The following is a 13,263-nucleotide window of genomic DNA, read 5'->3' as shown; positions in this document are numbered from 1 at the left end:
CCGTACCGGGTCGGGCAGGCGTGATCGCCATGGCCGACATTATCCCTCTCGGCACCATCCCGGGCGCCGAGAGCGCCCGCGCGATGCTTCTGGACCTGCGCCGGCGCCTCGATTCCGGCGAGGACATCGGTCCGCGGATCGCGCAGATCCGTCAGGCCGCGGCGTCGATGCGGGCTCTGGCGGGCGGCCTCAGACGGGTCCTCAAAGCGCCGGACGAGAGGCTGGCCGCCGAGCCGGAGGTGCTGGCCGCGGCCTGGAAAGTCCTCGCCTTGGCGGAGCGCAACGTCGCGAAGGTCGAGGAATTCCTTCGGCTCTCAGACGAAGAGGACTTGGAGGAGGCTTCGCGGTAGCCTTTGCCCTAATCTCGCGAATGCGGGATAGGCGATCCAGATCACGGCTCTGTCCCAGACTGAGCGAGTTCCGTACACCGGGCGGACGCTTCGGCGCGGATGAAGGCGCAGGTCAAGCGACCGGAAGTACCACGTTCGACCTGACGCGCGGATCGTACCGTCGCCAGCCGTGCCACCGCGCGCAGCAGCTCCCGACGCGCGCGCTCGGACCGGCTTTGGTCATTTGACAACCGCTGTCCGCTCGCCGGCAGCAGCGAAGACTGAAGGCGAGGATCCATCTGACACGGAATAGTTCATGATCCGACCGATATCTGTATCAGGCTCCAAAAATTCCTCGAAATGAAACGTGGCGCCGCACGTTCGAGGCCGGATTCGGAGGTGCTGCTAAGTCCAGCTTATTGTCTCTATGTCACGATATGGCGTCCAATGAAAGTTGCGCCATGTTCCGTAAGTCTGCCTATAATGAAACCCAGGCCACCATCGACGCGCTAACGCGCTCATTGGCCATCATCGAGTTCGGTATGGATGGCACGATCCTGCGCGCCAACCCGAATTTTCTGGCCGTCGTGGGCTACGATCTGGCTTCCCTGCAGGGAAAACACCACCGGATCCTAGTCGGCGAGGAGATGGCCAGTAGTTCGGAATACGACGAATTCTGGTCGAAGCTGCGAGCCGGCGAGTTTGCGTCCGGCGAATTTCCCCGCCGCGCGCGGTCCGGCGCGAAGGTCTGGCTCGAAGCCACCTACAATCCGATCCTGGGCTCCGACGGCAAGCCGTTCAAGGTCATCAAGTTCGCCAGCGACATCACGGCCAAGAAGAGCGAGACCAACCGACTGCTGCGCATGATCGACGAGATGCCGGTCGCGGTCATGACCGCAGACCCGAAGAACGATTTCAAGATCAATTACATCAACAACACCTCGCGCAAGACGCTGGAAGCTATCGAGCGGTATCTGCCGATCAGGGTCTCCGAGATGATGGGTCAGTCCTTCGACGTGTTCCACAAGAATCCGCATCATCAACGAAACATGCTGGCTGACGCGCGCCGACTGCCCCACCGCACCAAGATCAAGGTCGGACCCGAGACCCTCGACTTGCAGGTCTCCGCCATCACCGACGCGGATGGAGCCTATGTTGGGCCCATGTTGACTTGGTCGGTCATCACCGCACAGCTTGCCATGGCCGAGGACGTCGCTGGCGTCGTCGAGGCACTCGGGACCGCAATCGGCGAGATGAAAGATTCGGCGGAGGGCCTGAACCGCTCGGCAGACGCGGCGAGCGAGCGCGCGAACTCCGTGGCGGCGGGATCCGAGGAGATGACCAGCTCGATCCACGAGATCTCGGGCCAGGTCGGGCGGGTCTCCGAACGCACCCAGCAGATCGCCAACCAGGCGACGGCGACGGACGCAACGGTGCGCAATCTCGCGGCCAACGCCGGCGAGGTCGACGCGGTGGTGGGAATGATCAAGTCGATCGCCGACCAGACCAACCTCCTCGCGCTCAACGCCACGATCGAGGCGGCGCGTGCAGGCGCGGCCGGGCGCGGCTTCGCGGTTGTGGCCACGGAGGTCAAGGAACTTGCCGGCCAGACGGCGCGGGCGACCGGCGAGATCACCCACAAGGTTCACGCCATCCAGAAGGCGACCGGCGAGGCCGTGACGGCGATCCGCTTGATCACCGACGAGGTGGCCGAGCTCTCGAAACTCACGCTGGCCATGGCGAGCGCCGTCGAGGAGCAGGCCGCCTCGACACAGGAGATGTCGTCCAACATCACTGGTGTCTCGGCCGCGGCCGGAGAGACGGGGCAACTCGCAGAGATGGTCCGGCGGATCTCCGACAAGCTCGAGGCGCATTCCGCCGGCCTCGGTGCCAGCATGGAGAAGTACCTCAAGGCGGGTTGATGAGAGGCATCAGGAGGCCAGTCCAGCTTTCCGCTTCAGGCTGCCCAAGCGCGGCCTGAAGCGAACGCTGCTCGATCGCCCCTTCGTGAAGGCGCCGGCCCGGGCATGCTTTGCGACGCGCCAGATTGAGATCGTGCACGGCAGGATGCGGCATTCGTCTACGCTATTGCCGAGACGAGTAAGCTTCGAGCGAATGAATGACATCGCGGGACGCAGCGTCGTTTCAGGTAGAGGGTCAAACGCTCTGTGATGATCAATTGCACAACACCGATAATCACTATGAGTGACGGCGAGGCGGTGATCGGACGCTCCGGCGAGCGGAGCGTCGAGGGATTCTTGCAGGATCCTGCAACGCGGGAGGTGCGACGATCACATGCCGGCCTCCTTGTTCTCGATTCGGACCACCGGCGCAGACGAACAGGCCAAGCGGTGAGCGATCTATTGAAGAAAACACAAGGCGAGCGCCTCGCTTTGATCGGTGCACGCAACCGCGAGATGGCGGCCGACGATACGAGAAATCTCCTTCTGGAACGTCTGGGTCTTATCCAACGGATCGGAGGTCCGCGCCCGCATCATCTGCGCGGTAATTCCGTTATTGAGTGGACCATCACAGAGGCAGGCATGACTGCCCTCTCTGAGTTCATGATTGCGATAAATTGGGTCTGACCCACTAGAAACCGAGAAGTTCGCTTAACGTATGCGCTACGGTGGGATCCATGTGCTACTGGCCGCATCGCTCCCACTTGTGAGGTCAGATTGGGAGGACGTGGATAGCTGCCATGCTCGCTTTAGGCGGGGCACTCCGTATAGGCAATGGATAGAAGCTGACCCGTCGCTTGCAAACGGCGCTTGGAAGAGCTGTTCCGTAAAAGCTAGGTGCTGGTGCTATCCTTGGCGAGAACATTTTGCGTGCCAGCAGCGCCTGACAATGATAATCTAATTTAGCCGTCGGTGATGAGCACCGAGGCAAATTAGCACTGCGACCATTTGAAAAGATTGCAACGATCGAGTATCGTGGCACTCAATCAGGTAATTTTATTTAATTTACTGAATACATTAGTAACTCACTGATTGGCCTTAATGCGCGTATTACTGCCTCAGAGGCAGCACTCGATGCGTCCGCTTCTGAGATCGACAAGGTCGCAGTTAATTGACTGTTGTGGGTCGGCAGCAGACCCAGGGTATGGGTTTTATCCATCAGAGTTCGACCACTAGCACGCGCTCGACCTAATCCTTGGGCCGTCTGTGACCATAGCTGGATTGCGCCAGATCAAGGTCGTTTGGCGGCCTTCACGCCAGCCTGGAAGCCAGCCGGAACGGGGAAGGCACCCGAGGTCCCTTCGACGTTGGGCCCTGGGCCGTTCCGCGTAAGCCGCCGCGCCCGCGAAGTCCCGCGGCGGGCTGCACGCTTGGGGACCGTTAATCAATCATCTGATCAGGTACGGGCCGGGCCGCCGGCTCCACGCATGCCGAGTGTCTGCGGGCTAAGGCGACGGCAGCTCCTCGCTCATCTTGAGCCACATCAATGCTTCGAAGCGACATGGTCGGATGCTCGATCTCAGGAGGCGGCAGGCCATCTGCCGCCCCGGGGCCCCGTGTTCAGTGTGTCCGGTCCCGGTTCTCCCCTCTTCCGCAAGGAGGCAACGATGCGAACCATCGAGAACCGAACCGAGGACATGATCCCAAACGCCCTCAATGCCTTGCTCGGCGTCGCTCTGCTCATGATGCCCTGGTACCTGAGCCTCGGAAGCGAGACCGCCCGGGCCCGAAACGCTTTCGTGTGCGGGATGGCCATCGCAATTATCGCGGTGCTCGCCCTTAGCAAGTCCTACGACTGGGAGGAGTACATAAACCTCGCCGTCGGCCTCTGGGTGTCCATTGCCCCGTGGGCGCTCGGCTTCGCGGACTCGGCCGTGCCAACGTGGACACACGTCGTGATCGGGCTCGCGGTCGCCGCCCTGGCCGCATTCGAGCTCTGGCGGCTGTTCGTGTCCACCCAGGCGCGCTCGGTCTGACCGACCGTCCGTCGCCGCAGCGGCCGCGCCGGTACCTCGCCCGATGCGGCCGTGGCCGATCTCCCCAGAGCCCCCTTCCCGGAGGCCGTCATGACACTCGACCCAGTCGCGCTCGCCGCCGCCGCGACCTTCACGGCCGGCTGCGCCGGCATCCACGACCTTCTTCGACCTCATGACGGTCCAGAAGGCGGTCCCACATCTTCTGGTCGGCGGCTTTGCGATCCTGCTGCAGTCCGGGATCGGTCTCGTCCTAACGAGCTTCTATCACCCGTTCTTCCTCGCCTTTAATCTGGTGGTTGCCACCGTGCTCGTCGTCATCGCACTCCTCTGGGCGGGGCCGGCGGTCCGGTCCGGCGCGGCGCTGAGCCATGCCAAGCATGAGATGGCGCGCTGGCTTGAGAACATCGGCAGTTCGAATGGCTTCTACAGGCACGGCGGCCGGCTCACGACCGCTCTGGCCCGTTCCGAGGCGTTGACGGCCACCTACGCGAAGGTGCATCGCCGCCACTTCCGACACACCTTCGCGCAGACCATCGGATTCCTCCTGGTCTACGCGGTCGCGAGCGCCGGCCTCTTGGCGATGGGCCGTTGGCTGATCCTGCAAGGGCAGTTGTCGCTCGGACAACTTGTGGCCGCGGAACTCGTCCTGTCGAGTGCCTTCTACGGGATTTCGCAACTCGGCTCCCATGCGAGGACCTTCTACGACCTCGCCGCCGCGCTCCACGAGCTTTCGCTGTTCGAGGGTATCGAGCAGGTGGGCGGCGACGGATGGAACGGCCCGGGCCCCGCCGACGGGAACCTGCGCCTGCGCGACGTCGAGCACGACGGCCTCCGCTTCGACTTCGCAGTCGAGAGCGGCGAGATCCTCGCCGTTGCCGCGGACGAGGGTGTCGAGCGGACGCTCGCGGCACTCATTGAGCGGAGGGTCCGGCCGCAGCATGGATGGGTGATGGTCGGGGGAGCCGACATCGCGGCGTTCGGTGCGGAGCGGCTGCACTCGGAAATCGTCGTCCTGGACCGGCCGACGCTCGCCGAGATGACCATCCGCGAGTACCTGTCGGCCGGGAATGGGACGTGCCCCGCGAGGATCCACGAGTGCCTGGATCGTGTCGGATTGGCAGACCGCATCCGACGCCTGCTCTCCGGGCTCGACACCCCCCTATCCGCGTCCAGCTCGCCGCTCTCGCCGGGCGAGGCCGTCGCGTTGAAACTGGCCGCCGTCCTGCTCCATCCCCCAAAGCTCGTCGTCCTTTCGGCGCTGTTCGACCTGCTGCCACCGGATCGCGTGGCGGCAGCGCTCGCAGGGTTCCGAGCGGTGGGCACGACGGTGCTGCACGTCACCCGCCGCCCCTTGCTGCCGGTCCACGACGACCAGATCCGGCTGGGTCCCAACGGTTATGGTCGCTCCACCGAACGTGAGGCACCGCACGATAAGGCAATACTGAGGGAGAGGACGCATGCTGTCGCGGCCTGAACACATCCGTCATTTCCCAACCCTGACCGGGATCCGGCCTCCCCGCGCGGCGGTCGCCCTCGGGTGGATGATCGGTATCGGGACCGTTCTCGCGGTCCTGATCCTCCTCTACGTGCCCTGGGTTCAGACATCGGCTGGGATCGGGCGCATCATCGCGCCGAACCCAGCCGACCGGGTCCAGACGGTCACGGCCCTGGTCCAGGGCAGGGTTGAGCAATGGTACGTTGAGGATAGCCAGCGGGTTCGCGCCGGGGATCCCATCGCCCGTCTCGTCGACAACGATCCGTTCCTTCTCAAGCGGCTCGCCGCCGAACGGGAGCAGATCGAGGCCGAGATCGCGGCGGCCGATCAAGCCGTGAAGGTGGCGGAGAGCCAGGTCAGCCAGACGCGCGAGGCCGCTGAGAAGGGCTTCGTGACCCGGCGCAACTTCGAGTCCGCGCAGATCCGCGTGGCGGAGCAGCGCGCCAAGCTGGCCGGGGCCAAGGCCAAGCTCAGCCGCCTCGACGTGACAGTGAACCGCCAATCGGCGCAACTCGTGCGCGCCCCGAGGGACGGTCGCATCCTGCACATCAACGCCGCCGCGGCCGGTACGCTGGTGAACGCGGGGGACACCCTGGCCACCCTCGCCCCGCACGCGCCGGAACGCGTCGTCGAGCTGATGGTCGACGGGCGAGACATCGCCCTGATCCGGCTTGGTCAGAGCGTGCGCCTCGCCTTCGAGGGCTGGCCCGCCATCCAGTTCAGCGGCTGGCCCTCGATAGCCCACGGCATGTTCGATGGGCGGGTCCGTGCTGTTGACCCCTCGGCGCAACAGAGCGGCTTGTTTCGCGTGCTGGTCGAGCAGCACCCCGAGCGACCCACATGGCCTGACGTCGATTTCATCCCGCTCGGAGCAAAGGCGCGGGGCTGGATTCGGATGGAGACGGTGTCGGTGGGCTACGAGCTCTGGCGGGTGCTTAACAATTTTCCGCTGGAGTTTCCAAAGCAGCCCAGCGCTTCGTCTTGAAAGATCACCCAAAAAGCGGAGCGGGGACGGATTCCAGGCCGAATGGCTGTCCGGGGCCGAGCTGCCTCCTGTGCCGGGATAGGCCTTGCGGAGCGCGTGTGGCTCCGCACTATGGTGCGCCGGTGTCAGCATCTGCGCGCCAGGGAGTCTTCCGACCCTCGCGAAGCTTTGGGCGCAGGTGCCGGAAAAGCCCGGGCGCGACACCCGGCGCGTGATCGTTCAATGGGCGAGGAACAGCGGTACCGGGCTTCGAGTCAGGAGTGACCGGGTTGCGCCGCCGAGGAATCATTCCTGCAGGCGCGGGTGTCGGTAGGCTCCCATCACCAGCATGTCCGCGCGGAACAGTCCGACCTGGGCCCTCAACGTCTCCGCAACGTCATCGACGACAGGCAGGACGTTCACCGAAACGTTCACGCCATGACGCGCGAGGTGCGGCGCGAATTCGGCGCCGGCGGCCGAGGCCGACAAGTCCTTTTCGCCGACCACCGATACGATCTCGACCGCCTCGGCAGCGCGCAGGAACGGCAGCGCGTCGTTTGCGGCCCGGGCAGCCTGTGTGCTTCCGTCCCAGGCGACGACGACCCGCCGCGCGGAGAACGCCGAGCGGCCCGCCGGCACGACGACGAGCGGACGACCGCTCCCGAACAGGACCCCGTCGATCAGGTCGCGGTCGAGATCCACCTCCCGCGACTCGGCATCCAGGACGGTCAGGTCGGCGAGCCGAGCGAGAGCGGTGACTCGTGCGATCAGGTCCGGATAGGCGAGCGCAGGCGCCTCGGCCCTACAGGTCACGCCCGCACTCGCGGCGTCCCCGGCGACGCGTTCGGCAACGGACTGCGCTAGGATGCGCAAGCGCCGGTTCTCGCCCGCGACGAGGTCGTTGACGAACCCCAAACCCGCTCCGCCGACCATGGTCAAACGACGTGCAGCGGACTGCACGGTCAGGTGGAAGCCCGCCGTGGCGGCAAACGTGAGGCCATAGCCGAGCGCCGTCTCGGGCTCGTCGCCGCGGCCCTCCTCGGTGACGGCGACCAGAATGTCGCGGAACGCGGCGAGGGGGGAGGAGGACGGGAGGGACATGAGGGGTCCAGACTGCCTTGTCGCCCAAGTCTCCATCGTAGCGGCGGGCCCGCCTTGATCCAGCGCAACACCGGGACGTTCAACGACTGCGCCAGGTCATCTGCATCCGGCCCGATCATGGCTTCCGGAAGCGGGAAACGGCGCGCTCGACGGCCCTGGCGAGCGTCTCAAGCCGCGGCTTCAGCGACGGGATGTCCTCGCTCAGGAGGGCGAGGCCAAGGGGGAGCATCCAGAGGCCGAGGATGGGCAGGAACGACAGCAGGCCACCCCCAATCAGCGCGAGCGCCGCTGCAAGCCGCACCGGGCGCCGCGATGGCTTTCTCAGCCACGTGACCGCCTCGCGCAGGCGCACGGGAAGGCGGCCGGTTAACCGCTCAACCCGTGCATCCCAATCGGCCGCAATCGGGTTCATCGCTATCCTGCTCCAGTTTGAAAGCTCGCAAGGATACCCACGTCGCCGGTGTCAAAGACCGTCGGACCTCAAACGGTGCGGCCCTCGCGCGGTCCGCTTGATTACTCCTGCGACGAAGGTCCCGAATTGGACGACCAAGAGCGGCGCGAGGCTCGCCGGTAGTACGATTGCCCAGCCGTTCCAGCCGAGAGAGGCAAGGCCGAGCACGGCGCCGACGGGAGGAAGGTAGGCCGGTCCGACGAGCAGCGCCGTGCACAGGAGCAGCGCGGCCCAGACCCAGGGATTGCGCGTGACCTCGTTCCGGAAGTGCTTCGAACCGGAGGCACGCATGTTGAACACCTGCCAGAGCTGGGAAAAGGCGAGCGTCAGGAACGTGACCGTCACGATGGAGGCTCGGTCGAGGGCGAGCCAGAACTCGGCAACGGCCAAGGCGCCGAAGGTCGATGCCGTCATCGCGCCGGCATGCAGGACGATCCGGACCCATTGATTTCGCCCGAGGATGGGCTCCTTGGGGTCCCGCGGCGGCCGCTGTAAAATGTCGTCGCGACCCTCTCCCAACGCCAACGCGAATGCCGGGAAGACATCGGTGACGACGTTCAGGTAGAGGATCTGCAAAGGCAGGATCGGCAACGGCAAGGTCGACACGACCGCCAGCCCGACGACCATCACCTCGCTCAAGTTACAGGCTAGGAGGTAGGCGACGAACCGGCGGATGTTGTCGAAGATGACCCGTCCCTCCCGGATCGCGCCGACGATGGTCGGAAACGCGTCGTCGAGGAGGACCATGGCGGCGGCCTCGCGCGCCACGTCCGTCCCCCGCTGGCCCATCGCGACACCGATGTCCGCCTGCCTCAGGGCCGGGGCGTCGTTGACGCCGTCGCCGGTCATGGCGACGACCTCACCCACGTCCTGATAGGCACGCACCAGCGCCAGCTTCTCGGCCGGGCTCACCCGCGCGAAGACCGCGATGTCCTCGTGCCCGTCCGGCAGGCCGCCAGCGGGAGCCCCTTCCGCAACCTTGTCCTCCGGTCGGGCGAGCCCGATTGCGCGCGCGATGCTCCGCGCCGTGACGGCGTGGTCGCCGGTGACCATTACGACGCGTATGCCGGCAGCGCGGCAGGCTGCCAGCGCCCCTGGAACGTCCTCCCGGGCGGGATCCTCCAACCCGACCAGCCCGAGGAACGTGAGCTCCTCGAACGGATGGATGTCCCTCTCGTCCGCCATCTTCTCGGCACAGGCGATGACCCGCAGGCCCCGTGCGCCGAGATCCTCGACCCGCCGCCGCCACAGGTGGCGGTCGACAGCGTCGAGCGGGCGGTCGCGCTTTCCATCGCCGGTACATCGCGAGGCGGCGAGCACGGCCTCCGGAGCGCCTTTGACCGCCACCAAGTAGCGCGGCCCTGAAGCGTGGACGGTCGCCATCATGCGGGTGTCCGCCTCGAAGGCGTGCTTCCCCATCTTCGGCCGGTCGTGCAGGAGGGCTTCGCGGTCGAGGCCCACGGACCGCCCCGCTCGCAGAAGCGCCTGTTCCATCGGGTCGCCGCTGCCCTCTCCGACGCCTGCTCCGAGGGCGGCATCGTTGCAGAGCACGGCGACGCGGAGCAGGCGTCGAGCTTCGTTGGACGGGTCGCACCCTCTCTCGGATACGGGCAGATCGCCCGAGGGCGACGACAAATGCCGCACCGTCATCCGGTTCTCGGTGAGCGTGCCCGTCTTGTCGGTCAGGATGAGGGTCGTGGCCCCGAGCGTCTCGACGGCCGAAAGGCGCTCGATGAGCGCGTTCCTGCGCGCTATCCTCCACACTCCGCGCGCGAGCGTCAGAGTCGCCACGATGGGCAGCCCTTCCGGAATGGCTGCGACCGCCAGTGCGATGCTGGCTTCGATCGTCAGGCGGAGGTCCTTGCCGGTCGCCACGCCGACGCCGGCGAGGAGAACGACCACCATCAGGACGACCCAGACCATCTGCCGGGATAGGTGTTCCAGGCGACGCTCCAGTGGTGATCTCTCCGGCTCGGCCTGCTCCACGAGGCGGGAGACGCCGCCGAGCTCGGTTCCGGCGCCGGTCGCCACGACGACGCCGATGGCACTTCCGCGGGTGACCAGCGTTCCCCGGAAGAGCATCGACGAGCGCTCGGACAGGAGCGCGTCCGGAGCGACCGGGTCCGCCGACTTGTTCGCGGGCACGGATTCCCCCGTGAGCGTCGACTCGTCCGCGCCCAGGTTCGAAGTCTCGACCAGCCGGATGTCGGCCGGGACCGCATCCCCGCCTTCCACCAGCACGATGTCGCCCGGGACGAGATCCTCGGCCGCCAGCACCCGGACCTGCCCGTCACGACGGACGCGGGACGAGTGCGTCCCGAGCGCCCGCAATCCCTCGACGGACCGCACCGCCCTCAACTCGGTGAAGAAGCCGAGACCGGTGTTGACGGCCAGGACCGCTACGACGGCGACGACCTCCCGCCAATCGCCGAAGTAGAGCGAGAGCCCACCGGCCGCCGCTAGCAGGTAGACGACGGGGCTGGCAAGCTGGTGCAGGAACAGGACGAGCGCGCCGGTCGGCTCCTTCGTGGCGATTACGTTTCGACCCGCTCGGGCGAGCCTTTGCCGGACCTGCGCCTCCGTAAGGCCCATGTGCACGCTCGTCCCGAAGTGCCCGGGAACGTCCTCGACCGGCATGGCATGAGCCTGCCCCATAGCCGGCATGGCACGGTCGGTCGCCACCTGCGGGTCGGACGACAAGGGTTCGATGGCCGCTCCCGGTTCAAGCATGTCGTAACCGGTCGAGGCGAACGGCATTCGGGCAGTATTCCTGGTAGGCGTCGGACGCGGTTCCGGCCCAGAGCTCGCGCGCGCAACGGCTGCGTTCCGTACACTTCAGGCAGGCCGCTTCAAGCTCTCGCATGGCCCCGGACTGGTGCAGCCGGACAGCTTCGGGGTCGATGTTCAGGCTTCGCATGAGGTTTGCGATGTTGCGGACCTTCGCGGCGGCTTCCGGCGACAGGCCGATGGAAGATGAGGCGTCAGCCTCCGTCATCGCCTCCATCATCTCCTGGTCGATGTCCCTGAGCTCTCGGGCCGCCTTCAGCAAACAACACCATTCGTTTATCGAGGCAGCGACGCCGAACGGGTCGAACGGGTCGGTTTTGTCGGTTCGTGCGGCCATGGCGGCCTCCGCAAAGCCCCTGACTGCACCTCCCGGGCCGCGGCTCCCTTGATCCATCTCAAGGTCGATCAGGTGGTGCCGTCGCAAGGCTCAACCGACGGGTGCCGGTCACCGGGCGACCGCGTCTCGCCAGTCGCCACGGAGGCCGAACGCCGATGCACGTCGACCTCGGCCTGCGCCGCGTCCAAGGTCGAGCCTCCCGAGGACCAACCCGCATGTCGCCCTTGGACCTGTCTTGTGTTGGCGAGTTCCTGAAGCAGGCCTTATCGCGCACGGGGACGGTGGACACGGCAACCACGCACATCTCAAGGCTGTTCCTGGCAGGAAACCGCGTGTTCAAGCTCAAGCGCGCCGTGCGCTTTCCCTACCTTGATTTCTCCACGCCCGAGCGCCGGCTCGCGGCTTGTGAGGCAGAGGTGGCACTCAACCGGCGCACGGCTCCTACGCTCTATCTCGGCGCCCGGCGGATCACGCGCGAACCGGGCGGGACACTGGCCTTCGACGGGTCCGGGGATCTCGTCGACGCCGTGGTGGAGATGCGCCGCTTCCCGGAGGCGGACCTGTTCGACGCCATGGCGCGCGATGGTCGCCTCGGGCCCAGCCACGTCGCGGAACTCGCGCAGGTCATCGCGAACTTCCATGCCAACGCGGAGATCCACCGCGACGGAGGCGGGGCCGCCGCCATGGCGACGCTCGTCGACATGAACGACGCCGCCCTCCGGGCGACGGGGCTCCTCACGGCCAAGGGGACGGAGGCTCTCACTGCTCGGTTCCGGTCGCACCTGACGCGGCACGCCTCTCTGCTGGATGCGCGCCGAACGGCAGGCAAGGTCCGCCGCTGCCACGGCGACATGACCTTGCGCAACATCTGCCTGTACGAGGGAAGACCGACGCCGTTCGATTGCATCGAATTCAGCGAGACCATCGCAACGACTGATATCCTGTACGACCTCGCCTTCACCCTCATGGATCTCTGGCACCGCGAGCGCTTCGACCTCGCCAACCTCCTCCTCAACCGGTACCTCGATTTGGCGGACGAGACCGACGGGATCGGGTTGCTGCCGTTCCTGATGGCATTGCGCGCGGTGATCCGCGCCCACGTCACTGCGGCGCATGCGGCGGATGGAACCGGCGATGTCGCCGCCGCGAAGACGGCCGAGGCGCAAGCCTATCTGGCCCTCGCGGAGAGCCTGCTTACCGACAAGCCAGTCGTCGTCCTGGCGGTCGGCGGCTTCAGCGGTTCCGGCAAGTCGACCGTCGCGGTCGCAGTTGCCCCGTGGATCGGGGCGGCCCCGGGTGCCCGCATCCTGTCGAGCGACCGCATCCGCAAGCGCCTGCATGGCGTCGACGCCCTCACGCGGCTGCCGGCATCGGCCTATGCTCCCGCCGCGTCTCGTCGAGTCTACGAGATCCTGCGGTCGGAGGCGGCACGTGTCCTGGCCGCTGGCCATTGCGCCGTCGCCGATGCCGTCTTCGACCGCCCTGCGGAACGGGAAGGCATCGAGGCGGTCGCCCGGGACAACGATGCCGGGTTCCTCGGCGTTTGGCTGGAAGCGCCGGCCGCGACGCTCGCAAGCCGCATCGAGAAGCGTGTCGGTGACCCCTCGGACGCGACCGCGGCGGTCCTGACGGCCCAGGTCGCACGCGGTTGCGGCGCGCTCTCGTGGCATCGTCTCCAGTCAGACGTGCCGCTGGACATTCTGCGCTCGACTGTCCTGTCTCTCGACGGGCCGTCGCCGTGACGGGGCAGCCGACCGCCCGTCCTCCTCAGGCGGTCCCGAGATCCGGCCAGGGACGGTCGGGGGGGGCGCACCACGGCGTCCGTTGACGCACGTCAATGCGATGCCGGGTGCGCATAGCCA

At 66.3% G+C, this 13,263-nt stretch carries 10 protein-coding genes and 1 pseudogene; 7 read left to right on the top strand and 4 right to left on the bottom strand.

The window, feature by feature from the left end; translation table 11 throughout:
- Positions 1–20 precede the first annotated feature (20 nt).
- The 6 genes from BM419_RS24955 (at position 21) to BM419_RS24935 (ending at position 6,746) form a co-directional block, all read left to right on the top strand.
- A complete protein-coding gene (locus BM419_RS24955) occupies positions 21–350 on the top strand; it encodes a hypothetical protein (RefSeq protein ID WP_139257109.1) in 330 nt (109 codons plus the stop codon).
- Positions 351–790: 440 nt separating this feature from the next.
- Positions 791–2,251, top strand: coding sequence for a methyl-accepting chemotaxis protein (locus tag BM419_RS24950; protein ID WP_091927987.1), 1,461 nt, complete (start codon positions 791–793; stop codon positions 2,249–2,251).
- 279 nt (positions 2,252–2,530) lie between these two features.
- Positions 2,531–2,917 carry a hypothetical protein gene (locus BM419_RS32035; protein WP_139257108.1) on the top strand — a complete coding sequence of 129 codons (387 nt, stop codon included), beginning with the start codon at positions 2,531–2,533 and terminating at the stop codon, positions 2,915–2,917.
- 980 nt (positions 2,918–3,897) lie between these two features.
- A complete protein-coding gene (locus tag BM419_RS24945) occupies positions 3,898–4,266 on the top strand; it encodes an SPW repeat protein (protein WP_091927986.1) in 369 nt (122 codons plus the stop codon).
- Between the two features lie 172 nt (positions 4,267–4,438).
- The gene (locus BM419_RS24940) at positions 4,439–5,740 is read left to right on the top strand and encodes an ATP-binding cassette domain-containing protein (RefSeq protein WP_244540851.1); all 1,302 of its coding nucleotides are present in this window, start codon (positions 4,439–4,441) and stop codon (positions 5,738–5,740) included.
- Positions 5,724–6,746 (top strand): efflux RND transporter periplasmic adaptor subunit, encoded by a 1,023-nt coding sequence (locus BM419_RS24935; RefSeq protein WP_091927985.1) that lies wholly within the window; start codon positions 5,724–5,726, stop codon positions 6,744–6,746. The genes BM419_RS24940 and BM419_RS24935 overlap by 17 nt, the downstream gene beginning before the upstream one ends.
- Positions 6,747–6,965: 219 nt before the next feature.
- On the opposite strand, the pseudogene BM419_RS24930 reads toward BM419_RS24935, so the two are convergent.
- The 4 genes and pseudogenes from BM419_RS24930 to BM419_RS24915 form a co-directional block, all read right to left on the bottom strand.
- Positions 6,966–7,826, bottom strand: a pseudogene (locus tag BM419_RS24930) (universal stress protein).
- A gap of 115 nt (positions 7,827–7,941) precedes the next feature.
- The gene (locus BM419_RS24925) at positions 7,942–8,238 is read right to left on the bottom strand and encodes a hypothetical protein (RefSeq protein ID WP_091682926.1); all 297 of its coding nucleotides are present in this window, start codon (positions 8,236–8,238) and stop codon (positions 7,942–7,944) included.
- Positions 8,239–8,289: 51 nt separating this feature from the next.
- A complete protein-coding gene (locus tag BM419_RS24920) occupies positions 8,290–10,914 on the bottom strand; it encodes a cation-translocating P-type ATPase (protein WP_244540854.1) in 2,625 nt (874 codons plus the stop codon).
- 85 nt (positions 10,915–10,999) lie between these two features.
- Positions 11,000–11,401, bottom strand: a complete 402-nt coding sequence (locus BM419_RS24915; RefSeq protein WP_091927983.1) for a heavy-metal resistance — start codon at positions 11,399–11,401, stop codon at positions 11,000–11,002.
- Positions 11,402–11,616: 215 nt separating this feature from the next.
- On the opposite strand from BM419_RS24915, the gene BM419_RS24910 reads away from it, so the two are divergent.
- Positions 11,617–13,143 carry a bifunctional aminoglycoside phosphotransferase/ATP-binding protein gene (locus BM419_RS24910; protein WP_091927982.1) on the top strand — a complete coding sequence of 509 codons (1,527 nt, stop codon included), beginning with the start codon at positions 11,617–11,619 and terminating at the stop codon, positions 13,141–13,143.
- The last annotated feature ends 120 nt before the right edge of the window (positions 13,144–13,263 follow it).

The sequence above is a fragment of the Methylobacterium sp. yr668 genome (genome assembly GCF_900116245.1).
Taxonomy (GTDB): Bacteria; Pseudomonadota; Alphaproteobacteria; order Rhizobiales; family Beijerinckiaceae; genus Methylobacterium.
The sequence above is the reverse complement of the archived record's forward strand: the minus strand, read 5'-3'. Positions and strand labels throughout refer to the sequence as shown.

Excerpts from the sequence above, each read along its gene's own strand:
- BM419_RS24950 (WP_091927987.1), top strand. The coding sequence starts at position 791 with ATGTTCCGTAAGTCTGCCTATAATGAAACCCAGGCCACCATCGACGCG.
- BM419_RS32035 (WP_139257108.1), top strand. The coding sequence starts at position 2,531 with ATGAGTGACGGCGAGGCGGTGATCGGACGCTCCGGCGAGCGGAGCGTC.
- BM419_RS24945 (WP_091927986.1), top strand. The coding sequence starts at position 3,898 with ATGCGAACCATCGAGAACCGAACCGAGGACATGATCCCAAACGCCCTC.
- BM419_RS24940 (WP_244540851.1), top strand. The coding sequence starts at position 4,439 with ATGACGGTCCAGAAGGCGGTCCCACATCTTCTGGTCGGCGGCTTTGCG.
- BM419_RS24935 (WP_091927985.1), top strand. The coding sequence starts at position 5,724 with ATGCTGTCGCGGCCTGAACACATCCGTCATTTCCCAACCCTGACCGGG.
- BM419_RS24925 (WP_091682926.1), bottom strand. The coding sequence starts at position 8,238 with ATGAACCCGATTGCGGCCGATTGGGATGCACGGGTTGAGCGGTTAACC.
- BM419_RS24920 (WP_244540854.1), bottom strand. The coding sequence starts at position 10,914 with ATGCCGGTCGAGGACGTTCCCGGGCACTTCGGGACGAGCGTGCACATG.
- BM419_RS24915 (WP_091927983.1), bottom strand. The coding sequence starts at position 11,401 with ATGGCCGCACGAACCGACAAAACCGACCCGTTCGACCCGTTCGGCGTC.
- BM419_RS24910 (WP_091927982.1), top strand. The coding sequence starts at position 11,617 with ATGTCGCCCTTGGACCTGTCTTGTGTTGGCGAGTTCCTGAAGCAGGCC.